Below are 17,692 nucleotides of genomic sequence, written 5' to 3' on the forward strand. Positions count from 1 at the left end.
TGATTATCCGCCGTTCAGAGCTGGAGCGCAGCCTGGCGACGGGCGCGCAGCACCGCCCAGAGGCCGAGCAGGATCATCGGCGAGGAGAGAACCATGCCCATGGTCAGCCAGGTGGTGCCGAGGAGGTAGCCGAGCTGGGCGTCGGGCTCGCGGAAGAATTCGACGAAGATGCGGGATAGCGCATAGCCGCAGACGAAGACGCCGGTGATGAAGCCCGGAGTTTTCAGCGCACGCATGCCGTAGACGAGGGCGGCCAGCACCAGAAGCAGAACGATACCTTCGAGGCCGGCTTCGTAGAGCTGGCTCGGGTGGCGGGCGAAAGGACCACCGGTCGGGAAGACCACGGCCCAGGGCACGTCGGTCAACCGGCCCCAGAGCTCGCCATTGATGAAATTGGCGATGCGGCCAAAGAACAAGCCGAAGGGAACGACCGTGGCGACGATGTCGAACAGGCTCCAGACCGGAATGGCATGGCGGCGGGCAAAGAGGATCATGGCGATCGTCGTGCCGGTCAGGCCGCCATGGAACGACATGCCGCCGTTCCAGATCTGAACCGCACGCACGGGATCGTGCAAGACGGCTGTAAGATCATAGAAAAAAATATAGCCGAGGCGACCGCCGAGGACGACGCCGAGGGCTGCCCAGACGATAAAATCGTCGAGCTGCACTCTTGATATCGGCGATGCGTTGCCGGGCCAGAGACTGTCGTTGGCGGCGAGGCGGCGCGCATAGGCCCATCCGAGCAGGATACCGGCAACATAGGCGAGACCGTACCAGTGAATCGCCAGCGGACCGATCGAAAAGGCGATCGGATCGATGTCCGGGAAAGGCATGATGGCGAGGAGATCGGCGGCTATCGGCAAGGTTTTCCCATCCGTTGAAGTCGGCGGAACATGCCGCTGCGATCCCGGACGGTCAAGTCCATTGTTCGTGATCTCGCTTGCGCAACGCGGCCGCCGAGGACTATCCGGTGCAAAGCGCTTGCATCGCCGATGGCGAAGCCCTACCTCAATCTTCGAGGCCCTGAAGGGCCCAATTCACCGCATGCGAAGGGAGAAAAACGCCATGACGACCGGAACGAACCGCATCATGGATGAGTTCGCCAAGCTGATGACCGACGCGGCAGGTGCTGCCCAGGGAGTCCGCAAGGAGATCGAGACGGCTTTCAACGCCCAGGCCGAGCGTTGGCTGAACAGCATGGACGTCGTCAAGCGCGAGGAATTCGAAGCCGTGCGCGAGATGGCGATCAAGGCACGCGACGAAAACGAGGCGCTTGCCGCCCGCATCGCGGCGTTGGAAGCAAAGCTTGCCGGCGAGGATCGCTGATATCCCGGTATGGTGCAGACGCGGCGTTGCCTTCATGCCACACGCCGCGTCTGTCACAAAAAATTCCAGCTGAGTTTTCCACCTGTGGACACTGCCAAAAAAGCCAATTCGCAGAGTCGCTTATTCTCCCTTCTGAATTGAGTTTCGAAGAGCTTTCCACAACGGCCCGTCCGTATTTTCCTCTCAGGGGGCTGGCAGGTGGCAAGGGTCATTATACACTGATTTTAAATGATGATTCGAAGCGACTTGGTAAGCTCCGGGCAGGTTATCTGCGTTAAGTCTGGCAGCGGTTCAACGATCATCCGGTGGTAGTTTCCGGTATTTGAGTGTGTCTTTCTTGTGTTCCTACACGAAGTTAAGTCGCATTCATTCCGGTCAAGAAGGTGCTGCATGAACCTGATGGAATTGGAAGTCGAGCGTCAGTCGAACCCGGTCGATATGATCGAGTACGTGGCCTCCAACAATGACTGGTCGTTCGAACGGTCCGGCGAGGACGAGATCGCGATGACGGTCGAGGGGCGCTGGGCGGACTATCATGTCTCCTTCTCCTGGATGGAGGAATTCGAGGCGCTGCACCTTGGCTGCGCATTCGATATCAAGGTTCCCGACATCAGGGTCAACGAGGTGGTCAAGCTGCTCTCTGCGATCAACGGGCAGGTGTTGATGGGGCATTTCGACCTCTGGCGCCAGGAAGACGTCGTCATCTTCAGGCAGTCGCTGCTGCTTGCCGGCGGCGCTGAGCCCACCAACCGCCAGGTGGAGGTGCTGCTTTCCAGCGCGCTCGACACCTGCGAGGCCTATTTCCAGGCTTTCCAGTTCGTCGTCTGGTCCGGCATGGATGCGGCCAAGGCAATGGAAGCCGTGCTGTTCGAAACGGTCGGCGAGGCATAAGATGCCAGCCAAGGCTTTCTCCTCGAAACATCCCGTGGTTCTGATCGGCGCCGGCAATATGGGCGGCGCCATGCTCTCCGGCTGGCTGAAGAGCGGCGTCCCGGGCTCGGCCGTCATCGTCGTCGATCCCGGCCCATCGCCGGCGATGCTGGCGACGATCGGCGAGGCGGGAGCGACCCATCTTGCGGCTGTTCCGGCTGCGTTGAAGGCAGGCGTATTGTTCCTTGCGGTGAAGCCGCAGGTGATGGAGGCGGTGTTGCCGGCGGTGAAAAGCGCTGTCGGGCCGGAGACGGTCGTCGTCTCGGTCGCCGCCGGCAAGACGCTCGGTTTTCTCGAAAAACATCTCGGGAAAGCCGCCATGGTGCGGGCCATGCCGAACACACCGGCCATGGTCGGTCGCGGTGTCACCGGAGCCTATGCCAATTCAGCGGTCAGCGATCAGCAGCGCGAGCGCGTCCATTCCCTTCTGCGCGTCTCCGGCCCGGTCGAATGGGTGCCAGCGGAAGCCGATATCGATGCCGTGACGGCGCTCTCCGGCAGTGGGCCGGCCTATGTTTTCTATCTCGTCGAATGTATGGCGGAGGCGGGCCGGAAGCTCGGCCTGCAGGCGGACCTCGCCATGCGTCTTGCGCGGGAAACTGTCGCGGGGGCTGGTGAACTTTTGCACCAGTCCCCCGACGATGCCTCGCGGCTGCGGCAGAACGTGACTTCTCCTGGTGGCACGACGGCGGCAGCACTCGCGGTGCTGATGGCCGAGAACGGCATGCAGCCCTTGTTCGATACGGCCCTCGCGGCAGCGCGGAAGCGGGCCGAGGAACTGGCCGGCTGAAAGATACCTCATGGCCGAAGAGATCTCCTACGCCGATTTCGATCGTGTCGACATCCGCGTCGGCACGATCATCGAGGCCAGTCCCTTTCCGGAAGCGCGCAAGCCGGCGTTCAAGCTGGTGATCGATTTCGGCCCTGACATCGGCATGAAAAAATCTTCGGCGCAAATCACCGTGCATTATACGCCGGAAAGCCTGATCGGCCGCCAGGTGCTCGGCGTTGTGAACTTCCCGCCTCGCCAGATCGGGCCGTTTCGCTCGGAAGTGTTGACGCTGGGGTTCGCGGATGAGAACGGCGCGATCGTGCTCGCCGCGGTCGAACAGCCGGTGCCGAACGGCCGCAAGATGATGTGAGCGCTGCTTACATTTCTATCGCGTTTCGCCTGATGCGCCCGGCCCGGATGCTCCAGCGGTTCTGATTTCCTGCAAAAATGGATTGCTGCGCCGCTCATCGCCGATGCGGCTGCCAGGGCCGTGGCCGCAGATGAAGCCGACCTCGTCGCCGAGCGGCAGGACCTTGTCGCGGATCGAATCCAACAGTTGCTGATGATTGCCGCCCGGCAGATCCGTACGACCGATCGAGCCGTTGAAGAGCACGTCGCCGAGATGGGCGAAATTCTGCGCGCGGTTGAAATAGATGACATGGCCGGGCGCATGGCCGGGCGCATGATAGACCTCGAATTCGTGGGCGCCGAAGGAGACCCTGTCGCCATCCTTCAGCCAGCGGTCGGGCAGGACGTTGCGCAATCCTGATATGCCGTAATTCGCCGCTTGGGTTTCGATGCGCTGCAACAGCGGCAGGTCGTCCTGGTGCGGTCCGACAATGTCGACGCCGAGGGCCTCCTTTAACTCTTTGGCGCCGCCGGCATGGTCGAGGTGGCCATGCGTCAACCAGATTTCCTTGATGGTCAGGCCGCTTTTCTCGATCGCCTGGAGAATGAGCGGCACGTCGCCACCCGGATCGACGACGACGCCTTCCTGGGTCTCGGGATCGAAGAATACCGTGCAGTTCTGTTGAAAAGGTGTCACCGGAATGATGCCGGCCTGGAGCATGCCCATAAGTGCCTCGCTTGGTGTCTCGGGTGCCCAGGTATAGTTCGAAACGGTGGCAAGGACAGCCGGAATCTGCTGCTGCCACGCCCTGTTTCACGGCAAAAAGACCGACTGCAATACAAATTTATAGGGCCTCCCGCTAACTCCATACAGCGACAGAATCAAGCTTTATCTTTGTTTTTCAGATGCTTGCGCGTGGCTCTCCGAAGCCGCCGATTTGTCGGCGGCAAGGCGGGGGAACATCGTGGAACGCCGCGCGTTGTCCGGCCATCGAAACCAAGGAGACGCCCACATGACCTCGAAGAGAAACATCTTACTGGCTGGAGCCGTGCTCCTGGCGACCGGCGGTCTGGCACAGGCGGAGATGGTGGCGACCACGGTCAACGACCTCAACGTCCGCGCAGGTCCGGGTCCGCAATATCCGGCAGTCGGCCTTGCCACCCGCGGCTCAACCGCAGTGCTCGATGGCTGCATCGAAGGCAGCCGCTGGTGCCGCGTCGACGTCAACGGCATGCGCGGCTGGGTCTATGCCGATTATCTGCAGATGGATTATGGCGGCAACCAGGTGATCGTTGAGCAGCATCGCGCCGAAATCGGCGTTCCCGTCGTCACCTACGAGTCGACCGCCAGCGTCGTCCCGGCTGAGCCGCAGCCGGCGCCAGGCGACGAACTGATCGGCCCGGTCGGGGCTGTCGAGACCATCACTCCGCCGGAAACGGTGCGCACCTATATCGAAACCAATCCGACCGAGACGGTGCGGCTCGGCGGCGATGTCGTCGTTGGGGCGGAGGTGCCGGATGACGTCACCTTCCAGACCATCCCCGACTATGAATACCGATATACCAGGATCAATGATCGTCCCGTGCTGGTTGATCCCGGCACGCGCCGGATCGTCTATGTCTATCAATGATATAATCGATCAAAGCTGGAGTGAGGCGGCCGTCGGGCCGCCTTTCGTTTGAGAATGCCTCACGAGCCCGGCGGTTAGCTGCCTCTTCGCCTTAATCCCGCATCGGTTGATTTTTCTTCACGCCGTCCTCTCGAATATGATAAAATGCTAATATGCCGAAGCTTCGGCATTTAGCGGCGGTCGGGGAGACCGCCAGAGGAGGAAATCATGGAAGCGCTACTTCCGTTCGTCGTCCAATTGATTGCCGGTGCCATCGGCGGCAACGCTGCAAGCGCCGCCTTGAAGCAGCATGCAATCAACGTCGTCGCCCGGACGATCGCAGGTGCGATCGGCGGTGTCGGCGGCGGCATGCTGCTCGGCATGGTCGGCGGGGACGCCGCTATGACCGGTCTGATCGCCGACGGCATCGGCGGGCTGATCGGCGGCGGCATTCTCTCGACACTTGCCGGCCTGGTCATGGCGCGGGCACACAGGTAAAGGGTCTGACGGGCATGCCTTGCAGCGCCGGGCGTCTTCTCAGGCGCGCAAACGGTGCTGCCGCATAGCATTGCACCGGTCGCATGAGGGTCTTATCCGGCGGAAGCTGCCGCCGGATGGACTTCCTCGATGAAGTTGTTCATCAGCGTTTCGCAGATGGTCGCTGACGTTGATGAGCTGGACTGCCCATCATATCACAGCCGCGCCCAGGCGATCCGCCTGAGATGCTGAAAACCTTGACGCTTCAGGAGGATCGACGGGCGCCGCGTCGAGTTCGTCGACGGAATAGGCGTGAAGCCGAGAATGGCGGCGGATCTGCGCGGGCGCGGGTTATATCACGTGAACTGTACACCCTGCCGCCATGGGCGCGCGCGCCTCGAGAATAAAGGTCACGGGTCAGACGATCTTGGCGTCCTATCGGGCGATGAACTCGCCGTTGAATTATATTTCACGGCCGAAAAGAACCGAAGCCATCCTTGAACTCCCCCGGCGCTTCAAACGCCATGGCTGTTGATTGTTGTCCCCATTACGTTTTATCCACAGAAGCAGGGGGAAATTGCACGCCGCGCCGGAATGCCGATGGGCGTTGGTTCCACGGAAATGCCAGGGCAACAAAAATCCGCGCGGGGCTCGGCCCCGGCAAAAGCCGGCAGCGACGCAAATTTAAGTCAACAAAACTGACCTATCCCCACGAAAACGTGCCGCAGTGCGGGGAAGAGAAAGGAAAGCCGAGTGTCACGACAGACCGGTCCGAAAGCGGGCAAGCCGGAGCCGCTGGCCACGCCGATGGAAGATACCGACACGATCGATTTCGAGATTATCGAGTTGTTCTTCTTTGCTTATCGCGACTTCGTTTCCGATCCCGATGCGATCCTCGAAAAGAGCGGTTTCGGCCGGGCGCATCATCGTGTCGTGCATTTCGTCAACCGCAATCCCGGCATGACCGTCGCCGATCTTCTCGACACGCTGAAGATCACCAAGCAGAGTCTTGCAAGGGTGCTGAAACAGCTGATCGATTCAGGCTATATTCGCCAGGTGGCCGGACCTGAGGACCGGCGGCAGCGCAAGCTTTATCCAACGAAATCGGGGCGCGAGCTGGCGCTTGCGCTTGCCGAGCCGCAATCGCGCCGCATTGAGCGGGCATTCGAAGGAGCCTCTGCGCAGGTGCGGGAGGGCGTGAAGGCCTTCCTCGGGGGCATGCGGGACAGAAAGAAGGCGGATTGAATGGCGGTCAAAACAGGTATTTCCGACGATGCGGCACATCTGCTGGTGGTCGACGATGACTCCCGCATCCGCGCGCTGCTCAATCGTTATCTTGCGGAGAACGGTTTTCGCGTCACTGTCGCGGCCGACGGCGCCGAAGCGCAACGCAAGCTTGCGGGTCTCGATTTCGATCTCATCATCATGGATGTAATGATGCCCGGCGAATCCGGCATCGACGTCACCCGCGGGCTTCGCGCCATCAAGAACGTACCGATCATCATGCTGACGGCGCTGGCGGAATCGGGCAACCGCATCGAGGGCCTCGAGGCCGGTGCTGACGACTATCTCTCCAAGCCCTTCGATCCGCGCGAGCTGGTGCTGCGCATCAACAACATCCTGCGCCGCAACGCCGGCGGTGAGGGGCTGAAGATCGAACAGGTCATGTTCGGGCCCTACACATTCTCCCTGACCCGCAAGGAGCTGAAGAAGGCGAGCGAAGTGATCCGGCTCACCGACCGCGAGCAGGAAATCATGCTGCTCTTTGCGCGGCGCGCCGGTGACACGATCCCCCGCCACGAACTGATCGGCAACGACACCGAGGTCGGCGAGCGGACGATCGACGTGCAGATCAACCGGCTGAGGCGCAAGATCGAGGAGGATCCGGCCAACCCCGTCTGGCTGCAGACGGTGCGCGGCATCGGATACAGGCTGAGCATCGACTAGATTTGAGGAAGCGAGCATGATGCCGATAGCGTTCACAATTTCCGGCATGATGCTCTGAAAGGCCAGGACCGACGCTGATGGCGACAATGGACAGCTTGCGGCGGGAAGACCGCGCTCCTGCTGCGGGCTGGCGCTGGATCGTCCGCTGGCTGCGGCGCCGATTGCCGACCGGACTTTACGCCCGATCGCTACTGATCATCATCATTCCGATGGTGCTCCTGCAATCCGTCGTCGCCGCCGTCTTCATGGAGCGGCACTGGCAGATGGTGACCGAGCGGCTGTCGCTTGCCGTCACCCGCGACATCGCCGCGATCATCGAGATTGTCGAGACCTATCCGCAGAATTCGGACTATGGCGAGATCATTCGGATTGCCCGTGACCAGCTCAACCTGCAGATCTCGATCGAGCCCGACGGCGACCTGCCGCCGCCGCGGGTCAAGCCGTTCTTCTCGATCCTTGACGGCATCCTCACCGACGAGATCACCAACGAGATTCACCGGCCCTTCTGGATCGATACGGTCGGCAACTCGAATCTGGTCGAGATCCGCATCAAGCTGGAAAACAAGATCCTCAGGGTGCTGGCCAAACGCAGTCAGACCTATGCCTCGAATACCCATATCTTCATCGTCTGGATGGTCGGCACCTCGCTGGTGCTGATCGGCATCTCGATCCTTTTCCTGCGGGGACAGATACGCCCGATCCTGATGCTGGCGCGGGCGGCCGAAAGCTTCGGCAAGGGGCAGAAGCCCGACAATTTCTATCCGCGCGGTGCCGACGAGGTCCGCCGCGCCGGCCTTGCCTTCATTCTGATGCGCGAACGCATTGAGCGGCAGATCGAGCAGCGCACGGCGATGCTCTCCGGCGTCAGCCACGATCTGCGCACCATCCTGACCCGCTTCAAACTGCAACTGGCGCTCGCCGGCGACAACCCCGATCTGCATGGCCTGAACGATGACGTCAATGATATGCAGACGATGCTGGAGGCTTATATGGCCTTTGCACGGGGTGAGGTCGAAGAGGATGTCGGCGAACTGAAGCTCAGCGAGGTCTTCGCCAAACTGGAAGCCGATTTCGCCCTGCACGGCAAGACATTCACTTATTCGATCGAAGGCGACGACGAGATATCGGTCAGGCCGAACGCCTTCATGCGTCTCGTCACTAACCTCGCCTCGAACGCGCGCCGTTATGCCAATAGGCTCGACATCGAGGCCAAACACAACGCCAAATGGCTGACTGTTATCTTCGACGATGACGGGCCGGGCATTCCGGAGAAGAATCGCGAGGACGTGTTCAAGCCGTTCTTCCGGCTGGATGCTGCGCGCAACCTCGATGCGTCAGGCACTGGGCTCGGTCTTGCGATCGCCCGTGACATTGCCCGCAGCCATGGCGGCAACGTCACGCTCGGCGACAGCCCGCTCGGAGGCTTGAGGGCGACGATCCGCATTCCGGCTTAGAGCGGTTGTGGCTTTTGATGGAAGTGCAGAGCCGCTCGGATTTTTCAACGCAATTCCGAACCGAATACAGCGTCACCCTATTCCTTTGATTGCTTAGGCGCTCGTTGCCGCGAGCTTGACGGCTTTGCGCGCGTCGAAGTCGCCGAGCCGCTCGACGATCCACCGCCAAAGTGTTGCGACCTGCACGAGGAGGTCGCGGCCGAGCGGCGTCAATTCATATTCGACGCGCGGCGGCACTTGCGGATAGAGCGTACGGATGATGAGGCCGTCGCTTTCGAGCGTGCGCAGCGTCTGGGTCAGCACTTTCTGGCTGATGCCCTCGACCCGTTCCACGAGGCGCGAGAAGCGCAGAGGGGCGCCTGCATCGGAGAGCACATGCAGGATACGCAGCGGCCATTTTGCCGCCGCCCGCTCGATCAAGGCGCGCGCCCGCGCATCCTGTTCATCCGTCATATCGCAACAGAAATCGAATATGTCGCCGGCCACTTCAGTTACCTCGAGGTGTGTATGGATCGTTCCGGTACCTTCTTTCGATTGGAAAGAATAGAACATACATGGATCGGGAGCCAATGAAGGAGAGGTTTCCGATGTCGAGGGTCTGGTTGATAACGGGGAGTTCGCGCGGTCTCGGCCGGGCGCTGGCGGAGGCCGTTCTGGCCTCCGGCGACAGTCTGGTGGCCACGGCACGCGATCCGCTCCAGCTTGCCGATCTCTCGCAGCGATATGGCGGCCAGGTGCTGACGCTGGCGCTCGACGTGACCGATGAGGCGGCGGCGGCTGCAGCGGTGGAGGCCGGCGTGAAGCGGTTCGGGCGCATCGATGTGCTCGTCAACAATGCCGGCTACGGCAATGTCAGTTCGATCGAGGATACCAGCCTTGCCGATTTCCGCGCCCAGATCGAGACCAACCTGTTCGGTACGATCATCATGACCAAGGCGGTGATCGCCCTGATGCGTGGGCAAGGAGCGGGGCATATCATCCAGTTCTCCTCCGTCGGCGGGCGCATCGGCCCTGCCGGGCGCGGCGCCTATTCGGCGGCGAAATTCGGCGTCGAGGGATTTTCAGAGGTGTTGTCCAAGGAGGTCGCGCCGTTCGGCATCAAGGTGACGGTGATTGAGCCCGGCGGCTTCAGGACGGATTTCGCCGGCGCCTCGACGGTGCTTGCCGAGGGGCGGGCAGAATATGCGGAGACGGTCGGGGCGACGGTCCGCTTCCAGCGTGAATATGACGGACGCCAGCCCGGAAACCCTGCCAAAGCGGCGGCGGTCGTCCTCCATATCGCCGGTCTCGACGAGCCGCCGTTGCGGCTGCTGCTCGGCAGCGATGCGGTGCGCAATGTCGAGAAGGCCGATGCCGAGCGCATCGCGGCCGATCGCGAATGGCGCACCGTCAGCGTCTCGACCGATTTCGAGCCCGATGCCGAGGTGCAGACGATGCCCTGGGAGAAGAAGCCCGGCTGACGAAGCCAAAAACAAAAGCGCCGCTCAGGAGCGGCGCTTCATGATGAATTGTCGGAAGATTAGCCGGCGGTGCAGAAATGGCTGCGGCCGTCGTTGCCGATGTAAGTGCCGCTGCGCGGGTCGAAGGAGCGATAGCGGTAAGAGCAATAACGCTCCCACTGCGGCGACCAGGGCTCCACGGCGGTGCGGACCGGCGCATAATATCGCGGCTCTTCGACATATTGCGGCTGCTCGACATAGACGCGGCGCGGGGCGCGATAGACCGGAGCGGGCTCGTAATAGCTGGGCTCGTAGGGCGGGTCGATGTAGCGGGGTTCATCGTAAACCGGGCCGTTATTGGCATTGGCGATCGCCGAGCCGACGATCAGGCCGGTGGCGAGGCCGACCGCGCCGCCGACGAGGGCGTCATTGTTGTTATGATGGCGCCAATGGTGATCGCCGGCCGATGCCTCGCCAATCGCAGAAAGGGTAAGTGCAGCAGCGGTTGCCGTCAGCAGAAGAGTTTTTGCGAGCCTGTTCATCAGCATGAAATCCTAATCCCGGGAACCGAACCCCGGTTCCTTTCTCGATGATGCTAGAGGTACAGCCCGCTAGCTGAACGAAGGCTGAATGACAAAACCCGGCATTGCTGCCGGGCCTCAACTCGAAATTCGACAGCCTTGTTAAGGGTTCAGCCTGCAATCTGCAGATTGACGGCCTTGGGGCCCTTGCCGCGGCGATCCGGCTCCGTGTCGAAGCTTACCTTCTGGTTTTCCGTCAGACCGGCCAGCCCGGAGGCCTGGACGGCAGAAATGTGAACGAAGATATCGGCGCCGCCCCGGTCCGGCTTGATGAAGCCGAAGCCTTTGTCGGTATTGAAGAATTTTACAGTGCCAGTTTCGGCCATGCGTCAGGTCCTTTTCTCTCTGCCCGCCATCCACACGGGCAGCATCATAGCATTGCCTCCTTGCGGGAGGTGTTGGCAGGCAATTCTTGAAATGTGAGAAAAAGGTCCCCTCTACCTCGGCCTGCCCCAGACAGGACTTTCGCCTGCCTTTTTTGGAACCGGCTGACCGGAATATTAGCGTTTCCGGCGCGCAAATACTTAAGGACTTCCCATGCTCGCAAAATGCCCGAACGAGGCGAGAGTGCGGCGTTTCCGGGATTTTGGCAAGCAAAAGTTTTTTAACGTGTCGTTCAGGGCACACTCTCGCCAGCGGCCAATCTGCGCAAAAACGCAAAATTTCCTTCGCCGAAGGAGCATGATTAACGTTTTGTATCGTCTGCAATATAAATTTCGAGCAGATTTTGCCAAGAATGCAACGTGAACGCGTCTTTCCGGTTCCGTGAATTTTTTTTCGGATTGGCCATCCACCCATATTTGGACGCGTGTTCAGACGGCCCGAAGGCCGCGGCGGGCGAAGCTCGGCACGAGTTCGACCACAAGCATAGCGATAAACATTAGCGCGCAACCTGTGTAGCCCATCGCCGACATGGACTCACCGAGCAGCAGCGCTGCCAGCGATGCGCCGAAGAGAGCTTCGGAAGAAAGGAAGATCGCCGCCTGCGAGGGCGTGGTGTAGCGCTGGCCGATCACCTGCAGCACGAAGGCCAGGCCAGAGGAGAAGATGCCGACATAGAGAATCTCAGGGGCTGCCGCCCACACCGACGAGAGACTGATCGGTTCGGCGGCGGCCGCAATCGCCAGCGCGCAGACCGCGGTGACGGCGAATTGCGTGGCGGAAAGCGCGAGCGGCCTTTTGGTCTCGGAAACCGTCGTGCCGGCAAGGGTGATCTGGATCGACCAGAAGATCGCGCAGACGACGGTCAGCAAATCGCCTGACGTCAGCGCCGAGAGATGACCGCCGGACAGGAGGTAGATGCCCGCGACGGCCATCAGGGCGCCCGGCCAGATGATCCAATGCGGGGCACGGCGCAAGAAGAGCACGGCGATCAGCGGCACGAAGACGACATAGAGACCGGTGATGAAGCTGGAATTCGTCACCGTCGTCGTCTGTAGTCCCACCTGTTGCGTGGCTGCGCCGCCGAAAAGGGCAAGGCCGGTCAGCACGTAGAGCCCCGCATGCCGCTTGCTTGTCTTCGCCTTGGCCTTGCGCGCTTCGAAAAGGACGAAAGGCAGCACGGCAAATGTGGCGACGGCAAAACGCAGGCCGATGAACCAGAAGGGGCCGATCGCCTTCATCGCCGTCGACTGCGCGACGAAGCCGCCGCCCCAGATGGCGGCTGCAAGCAATAGGAGGAGATTCGCCTGAACGCGCGTCATGTCGGCCTCGATGGTGCAGGGAAATATGCGTTATGCGGTTAGCAGTTGCGTTTCCTTTCGGCAAGGATGAAGACTTCATGCCGGTCGGCGACGATGAAGGCATGCGACACATGGAAAGGCGAGCAATATGACGGCAGGCTATTCCGGCACCCCGCTCGCGAAAAAGCTTGGGCTCGCGCGTGGGCAGGCGTCCGCACTTCTTGACATTCCCGAAACGATTGGTGACATCAATGGTTTCGACCGTTTCGCTTCGGTGGTTCGCGCGCTTCCTGAAACACCTCGGCGAGAATTCGACTATGTGCATCTGTTTGTGACCGAACGGGCGGCGCTGGAGGCTGTCGCGACTAAGCTCTTCGATGTTCTCAAGCCGGACGGCATGCTCTGGATTTCCTGGCCCAAAAAGAGTTCGCGGGTGCCGACCGATGTCACCGAGGATGTGCTGCGGGAGATCCTCCTTCCGACCAGTCTCGTCGACGTCAAGGTTTGCGCCATCGATGAGATCTGGTCCGGGCTGAAATTCGTCATCCGCAAGGAACTGCGCGGGGCGTTATGATCTGTCAGCCGTTATCGGCCTCAGCGCGCGAAACCCTGAGCAACGCGCCGTCATCCTCGTCCGTCACCATCAGCAGTGCGCCGTCGGGCGCGACGATGACATCGCGGATGCGGCCGTATTCACCTTCGAACAGGCGCTCTTCGGCGACGAAGGCGCCGCTCTCGTCGCGTTGCATGCGCGACAGCAACTGGAACTTCAGCGCCGCGACGACGAAGTTGCCGTCCCATTCCGGAAACATGGCGCCGCGATAGACGGCGAGCGCGCCCGGCGCGATCGACGGATCCCAGTAATGCAGCGGCTGTTCCAGCCCTTTTTTGGCGGTGCCTTCGCCGATCTCGGCGCCGGAATAGTCGCGGCCATAGGTGATGATCGGCCAGCCGTAATTCTTGCCTGCCTCGGGCTCATTGATCTCGTCACCGCCGCGCGCGCCGTGTTCGACGGTATAGAGTTTGCCGTCCTTGGTGTCGAAGGTGATGCCCTGCGGGTTGCGATGGCCTTTCGACCAGATTTCCGGCAGCGCCTTGCCGCCGTCTTTGAACGGATTGTTGGTTGGAATGCTGCCGTCGGCATTGATATGGATGATCGAGCCGGCGTCGTCCTGCCAGTCCTGCGATCGATCGCGGTCGCCGCGGTCGCCGACGCTGATGAACAGCGTGCCATCGGGGGCGATGGCGATGCGCGAACCGTACTGAATGTTGCCGGAGGTGAAGCGACGCATGGTGAAAACAGGTGTGACGGCGTCGAGTCGCTTTTCGTCACGCGACAGCGTGGCGCTGAAGGCTTCGGTGCCGGAGCCCTGGGCTTTGGCAATGGCGGCGGTGAAATAGAGCTTTCTCGAGGTCGCAAAATCCGGCGCGAGCGCCACATCCATCAGCCCCCCCTGGCCACGGGCGCTGACCTTGGGCACGTTGCCAATTGGCTCGGATAGCTTGCCGTCGTGGATAATGCGCATGCGGCCTGGCCGCTCGGTGACGAGGTAGGCGCCATCGGGCAAGACTTCGACCGCCCAGGGATGGTCGAGCCCACCGGCGAGCTTTTCGACACGGACCGTGGGGCCTTGTGTGTTGATGGTATCGGCGGCGTCAGCCGACACGGCGCCGAACAAAATAAGCGCTGCGGCGAAATGGAGGGCGGGCAGTCTCTTCATCTTGTTTCCCCGTCGTCTCTTCAGCCTCAAAGCTGGAGCGGACGGGGGAGGGGTTCAACCCTCATTCGGCCTGCAATAGCGGCTTTGTGTTTGCCGGTTGAACGGAACCTGTCGTCTCGCCATCGACCAGTTCGGCTTCGAGAATGTAGCGCAGCGGCCCGCGTTCGGTCGCGTCGAAGGGCCAGCAGGTGGTCAGCACCAAGTGGCGGCCGTCGGAGGCGGGGTCGATGCCGCTGGCATCCCAAGGAGCGATGCGGCCTTCACCGGCCTTGAAGGTCAGGACTTTGCCGTCGCGGCGGATGACTTCGATGGCGTCGCCCGGTTTTATATATTGCAGCCAGCGAAAGTGAGTGTCGCGATGGGCGGCGATCACCGCGGTGCCTTCGTCGCCTGGCTGCGGCGTGTTGGCGAGCCAGGCGGGGCCAAAGGCGAGAGCTTCGCCGGAAGCGCCGGAAAGCACGATTGCCTCCTTGCCGAGGCGCGGTGCGCGCACCTTGGCTTCCGTGGTGAAATCCGCCCAAGGCCATGGTTTCGCCGCTTCGCCCCGCAGTTCGGCAGCGAAGGCGCGTTTCAGCAGGACCTGGGAAAGCTCTGCCTTCGCCTTCAGCAGGAAACCATCGCCGATCAGCGCCAGGCCGTAAAGCGCAAGGCCGGCAATCCCAATGGCGATTGCCTTTTCGATCGACGAAAGACGCCAGAGGAAGAAGCCCTTCTTCCGGCGCGCCTTCGGTCTGTCGTGGGCTGTGGCCGCGGCCATGGCAAGTTCCAGGTAGGTCGGAAGCGGCTCGAATTCAGCCGCTTCCTCATTGCTGCCGGTGGGGCGACTATAGGCCATTGCGCCTGCCTCCGGTGGTGAAGACGCCTTTGAGGCGCCGGCGCCAGACGGCCAGTCCGCTTGCCGCCGCCAGGGCCAAGAGCAGCATGGTAAGCCCGCGCATGATCTGTTCGTCGGCGCGGGTTGCCGTCTGCGGCAGATTCACGGTCGAAGTCTTCTGCGCGATCATGGTGGCGGCCTTGGCGGTCGGAGCGGCGGCCATCAGGCTCGCGATCTCGGGCGATGCGCCGCGCTCCTGGATGTCGGCGGCAGCCTGCTGCGGTCCGGCGCTCTCGGTCGGCGTGATCGAGCCACGGTCTTGCCCGCCGCCAAGCGGCGCAGCATTTTCGCCGAAAACCTTCCCGAAATCCCAACCGTCGGGCAGGTTAAGCGGCAGCTTCGCCGCGCCGAGCGGCTCGTTTTCCGGTCGCGACGGGGTGACGTCGACGGCGACGAGGCTGGTGACGCGGGAGACCAGGTGGTGGGCAAGCGCCACCGTTTCGATATCCTTGTCGAGCGCGGCAGGATCCTGGCGTTGATAGGCGCGGGCTTCGAAATCATCGATCTTGCGCCGCGCCCAGAGCTTGGAGATGCCGTTGCCGTCGGCGGCGTGAGCGATATCCATCTCGACGCGCCAGGGCTGATCGCCCGTCTTGCCGACAATCTGCAGCTTGCCGGCGGGTTTGTCCCGCGGCAGCTCCGCGGTCAGCACGACGGGCTCGCCGCTATAAAGATCCGGCATCGGGTTCGGCGTGATGTCCTCGGCTTGCGTGCCTTCGAAGGTCGCGGCGATATCGGTCATGGCGGGATTCTGCAGCTTGGCGAATAGCTCGCCCATGCGGCTGGCCACCTGGTCGGTCGAGCCGATCGCGGTGAAAGTGCCGCGGCCGATCTCGGCAGCCTTGGTCATGAAATAAGTGTTCGGCGCCGAGCCGATGCCGACGGTGAAGACGCGGGCATCGCCGCGGTTTGCGCTGATTTCCTGGAAGAGCTGCTGCTCATTGCCGATCGCGCCGTCGGTCAGGAACACGACCTGGCGCAGCGCGCCGCTTGCCACTGGTCCCTGGTTGCGCAGCGCATCCTCAAGAGCGGGCAGCATTTCCGTGCCGCCGTCGGCGCTCAGGCCCCTGACGTAGGTGATGGCCTTTTCCCGGTTATCAGGCGAGGCGGCGACGAGGCCGTTGAAATAGTCGGTCATCGTGTCATCGAAACGGATGACGTTGAAGCGGTCGTCCTTACTCAATCTGGAGATGGCGAGCGCCAGGCTCTGCCTTGCCTGCTCGATCGACTGGCCGGACATGGAGCCGGAATTGTCGATGACGAAGACCACCTCGCGTTTTGTCGGCGCTGCTGCCGCATCCGGCGCCGTCGGCGGGGTGACGAAAGCGAGCAGATAGGTCTTGCCATCTTTCACCTCGCGAAAGAGCCCGGCACTCGGCGTCTTTCCGAGAGCGGCCTTCCAGGTCAGCTCGAAATCCTTGTCGGCGGGAACGGCGCCCCCCTTCAGGCTGATCGTCCTCGCCTGGTCGCTGTCCTGTCGGATATCGACCGCATGGAAGGACGAATTGACGTCGCCGAGCGGAAAGCCGGCCTTGAGATTGACGGTCAGCGAGACCGGGTTGATTTTGGCATTCTCGTTCGGATCGAGCACCGAGGCTTCGATCTTCTCGCGATTCTCCACCGGATCGCGCGGCGTAGCGAAGCCGGCGCCGTTGTTGAACTCGACGGTCTGGACGATCGGGGCCGGATTGTAGCGCGGAGCGACGACCATCGGGAAGCGCAGCGAAAACTCGCCGCCCGACTGGTGGACGGTCTGCTGATATTCGATCTGTACGATGATCTCTTCGCCAGGCCCGATATTGGCGACCTGGCTGGTAAAAATGTTCGGCCGCTGCTGTTCGAGCAGCGCCGTCTTCTTGCCTTCGGCCTTGGCCTGCTCATAGATCTCACGGGCTTCCTGGCGCGGCTTGATTTGGCCTTCGATGAAGCGTTCGCCGATCTGCATCTTCAGCGCGTCGACCGCGGAATTCTCCGGCAGCGGGAAGACATAGGTACCCTCGACCCAGCCCTGGCTCGGGTTCTGGAAGCGCTGTGTCACCTTCACCCTGGCGATCGGGCCGGAGACATCGATGGTGACGTCGGTCTTCAGCCGCGGCGCCTCGACATAAAAGCCGGGCTCCTTCGACGGGAAGAGCAGCGAGCCGCTGTTGACGTCGTTCGGCCGGACAAGCGCGGCAAGCTGGCCGGCTGCCTGCTGCGCCTCGGCGCGCGCGGCGGAGGCAAGTCCCAGCATCGCGGCGAGGCAGGCGACAAAAGCAGTGGCAGCGACGAGAAATGAAATGGAAATCCGGCGCATGCGCATGCGCCCGATGGCGAGCTCATCTTCCAGAAACATTGGCGTACCCTCAATAACCAATTTTGGATAAGGCAATGATGCGGCTTCGATCTCGGCGCGCTCGCGACCGAATTGCGGCGGCGTGCGGCATTTGTTGCGGCTTATTCGTGGCGATGACGAAATCCGCGGATCTGTCTGATTTCAAAAGACATAGGGTGACGAAAAACGCGATCGTCGCCACCGCGAAAGTGTCGGC

The 17,692-nt window shown here is 61.7% G+C and carries 20 protein-coding genes; 11 read left to right on the top strand and 9 right to left on the bottom strand.

Features of this window, described 5'->3' with window-relative positions; all coding sequences use genetic code 11:
• Window positions 1-14: 14 nt before the first annotated feature.
• On the bottom strand, window positions 15-863 hold the full coding sequence (gene lgt / locus EFD56_RS17325; protein WP_004680150.1) for a prolipoprotein diacylglyceryl transferase: 849 nt from the start codon (window positions 861-863) through the stop codon (window positions 15-17).
• A 202-nt stretch (window positions 864-1,065) separates the two neighbouring features.
• Between lgt and EFD56_RS17330 the strand changes: the two genes are divergently transcribed.
• From EFD56_RS17330 to EFD56_RS17345, 4 genes are all read left to right on the top strand, one after another.
• Window positions 1,066-1,326, top strand: coding sequence for an accessory factor UbiK family protein (locus EFD56_RS17330; protein WP_004680151.1), 261 nt, complete (start codon window positions 1,066-1,068; stop codon window positions 1,324-1,326).
• A 390-nt stretch (window positions 1,327-1,716) separates the two neighbouring features.
• Window positions 1,717-2,217, top strand: coding sequence for a type III secretion system chaperone family protein (locus EFD56_RS17335; protein ID WP_004680153.1), 501 nt, complete (start codon window positions 1,717-1,719; stop codon window positions 2,215-2,217).
• Between the two features lies 1 nt (window position 2,218).
• Window positions 2,219-3,046, top strand: a complete 828-nt coding sequence (gene proC, locus EFD56_RS17340) for a pyrroline-5-carboxylate reductase (RefSeq protein ID WP_012484644.1) — start codon at window positions 2,219-2,221, stop codon at window positions 3,044-3,046.
• Window positions 3,047-3,056: 10 nt separating this feature from the next.
• Window positions 3,057-3,398, top strand: coding sequence for a tRNA-binding protein (locus EFD56_RS17345; protein ID WP_064818714.1), 342 nt, complete (start codon window positions 3,057-3,059; stop codon window positions 3,396-3,398).
• A 15-nt stretch (window positions 3,399-3,413) separates the two neighbouring features.
• On the opposite strand, the gene EFD56_RS17350 is transcribed toward EFD56_RS17345, so the two are convergent.
• Window positions 3,414-4,103, bottom strand: coding sequence for an MBL fold metallo-hydrolase (locus tag EFD56_RS17350; protein ID WP_037140523.1), 690 nt, complete (start codon window positions 4,101-4,103; stop codon window positions 3,414-3,416).
• 286 nt (window positions 4,104-4,389) lie between these two features.
• Between EFD56_RS17350 and EFD56_RS17355 the strand changes: the two genes are divergently transcribed.
• The 5 genes from EFD56_RS17355 (at window position 4,390) to EFD56_RS17375 (ending at window position 8,864) form a co-directional block, all read left to right on the top strand.
• Window positions 4,390-5,007, top strand: coding sequence for a DUF1236 domain-containing protein (locus tag EFD56_RS17355; RefSeq protein WP_004680162.1), 618 nt, complete (start codon window positions 4,390-4,392; stop codon window positions 5,005-5,007).
• A 207-nt stretch (window positions 5,008-5,214) separates the two neighbouring features.
• Entirely contained in the window at window positions 5,215-5,484 is a 270-nt protein-coding gene (locus EFD56_RS17360) for a hypothetical protein (RefSeq protein ID WP_004680164.1), read from the top strand.
• A gap of 732 nt (window positions 5,485-6,216) precedes the next feature.
• Window positions 6,217-6,708, top strand: coding sequence for a MarR family winged helix-turn-helix transcriptional regulator (locus EFD56_RS17365; protein WP_016733699.1), 492 nt, complete (start codon window positions 6,217-6,219; stop codon window positions 6,706-6,708).
• The gene (locus EFD56_RS17370; RefSeq protein WP_004680166.1) at window positions 6,709-7,410 is read left to right on the top strand and encodes a response regulator; all 702 of its coding nucleotides are present in this window, start codon (window positions 6,709-6,711) and stop codon (window positions 7,408-7,410) included.
• 77 nt (window positions 7,411-7,487) lie between these two features.
• Window positions 7,488-8,864 (top strand): ATP-binding protein, encoded by a 1,377-nt coding sequence (locus tag EFD56_RS17375; RefSeq protein WP_012484640.1) that lies wholly within the window; start codon window positions 7,488-7,490, stop codon window positions 8,862-8,864.
• A 93-nt stretch (window positions 8,865-8,957) separates the two neighbouring features.
• On the opposite strand, the gene EFD56_RS17380 is transcribed toward EFD56_RS17375, so the two are convergent.
• Window positions 8,958-9,416: a winged helix-turn-helix transcriptional regulator gene (locus EFD56_RS17380; protein WP_085742960.1), complete on the bottom strand. Its 459-nt coding sequence runs from the start codon at window positions 9,414-9,416 to the stop codon at window positions 8,958-8,960.
• A gap of 35 nt (window positions 9,417-9,451) precedes the next feature.
• On the opposite strand from EFD56_RS17380, the gene EFD56_RS17385 reads away from it, so the two are divergent.
• Window positions 9,452-10,324 (top strand): oxidoreductase, encoded by an 873-nt coding sequence (locus EFD56_RS17385; protein ID WP_085743677.1) that lies wholly within the window; start codon window positions 9,452-9,454, stop codon window positions 10,322-10,324.
• 59 nt (window positions 10,325-10,383) lie between these two features.
• Here the strand turns inward: EFD56_RS17385 and EFD56_RS17390 are convergent, their stop codons facing one another.
• The 3 genes from EFD56_RS17390 to EFD56_RS17400 all read right to left on the bottom strand — a co-directional run bounded on the left by EFD56_RS17390 (window position 10,384) and on the right by EFD56_RS17400 (window position 12,587).
• The gene (locus EFD56_RS17390) at window positions 10,384-10,845 is read right to left on the bottom strand and encodes a BA14K family protein (protein ID WP_004680172.1); all 462 of its coding nucleotides are present in this window, start codon (window positions 10,843-10,845) and stop codon (window positions 10,384-10,386) included.
• 149 nt (window positions 10,846-10,994) lie between these two features.
• On the bottom strand, window positions 10,995-11,210 hold the full coding sequence (locus EFD56_RS17395; RefSeq protein ID WP_003561293.1) for a cold-shock protein: 216 nt from the start codon (window positions 11,208-11,210) through the stop codon (window positions 10,995-10,997).
• A gap of 486 nt (window positions 11,211-11,696) precedes the next feature.
• Complete coding sequence (locus EFD56_RS17400) at window positions 11,697-12,587, bottom strand: DMT family transporter (RefSeq protein WP_064828135.1); 891 nt, start codon at window positions 12,585-12,587, stop codon at window positions 11,697-11,699.
• 127 nt (window positions 12,588-12,714) lie between these two features.
• Between EFD56_RS17400 and EFD56_RS17405 the strand changes: the two genes are divergently transcribed.
• Window positions 12,715-13,140, top strand: a complete 426-nt coding sequence (locus EFD56_RS17405) for a DUF3052 domain-containing protein (RefSeq protein WP_085742959.1) — start codon at window positions 12,715-12,717, stop codon at window positions 13,138-13,140.
• A gap of 4 nt (window positions 13,141-13,144) precedes the next feature.
• Here the strand turns inward: EFD56_RS17405 and EFD56_RS17410 are convergent, their stop codons facing one another.
• The 3 genes from EFD56_RS17410 to EFD56_RS17420 all read right to left on the bottom strand — a co-directional run bounded on the left by EFD56_RS17410 (window position 13,145) and on the right by EFD56_RS17420 (window position 17,496).
• On the bottom strand, window positions 13,145-14,287 hold the full coding sequence (locus tag EFD56_RS17410; protein ID WP_085742958.1) for a PQQ-dependent sugar dehydrogenase: 1,143 nt from the start codon (window positions 14,285-14,287) through the stop codon (window positions 13,145-13,147).
• 61 nt (window positions 14,288-14,348) lie between these two features.
• Entirely contained in the window at window positions 14,349-15,122 is a 774-nt protein-coding gene (locus tag EFD56_RS17415; RefSeq protein ID WP_085742957.1) for a class GN sortase, read from the bottom strand.
• Window positions 15,112-17,496 (bottom strand): marine proteobacterial sortase target protein, encoded by a 2,385-nt coding sequence (locus EFD56_RS17420; protein ID WP_085742956.1) that lies wholly within the window; start codon window positions 17,494-17,496, stop codon window positions 15,112-15,114. Before EFD56_RS17420 ends, EFD56_RS17415 begins: the two co-directional genes overlap by 11 nt.
• Window positions 17,497-17,692 lie beyond the last annotated feature (196 nt).

It is taken from the genome of Rhizobium phaseoli (genome assembly GCF_003985125.1).
Lineage (GTDB): Bacteria > Pseudomonadota > Alphaproteobacteria > Rhizobiales > Rhizobiaceae > Rhizobium > Rhizobium phaseoli.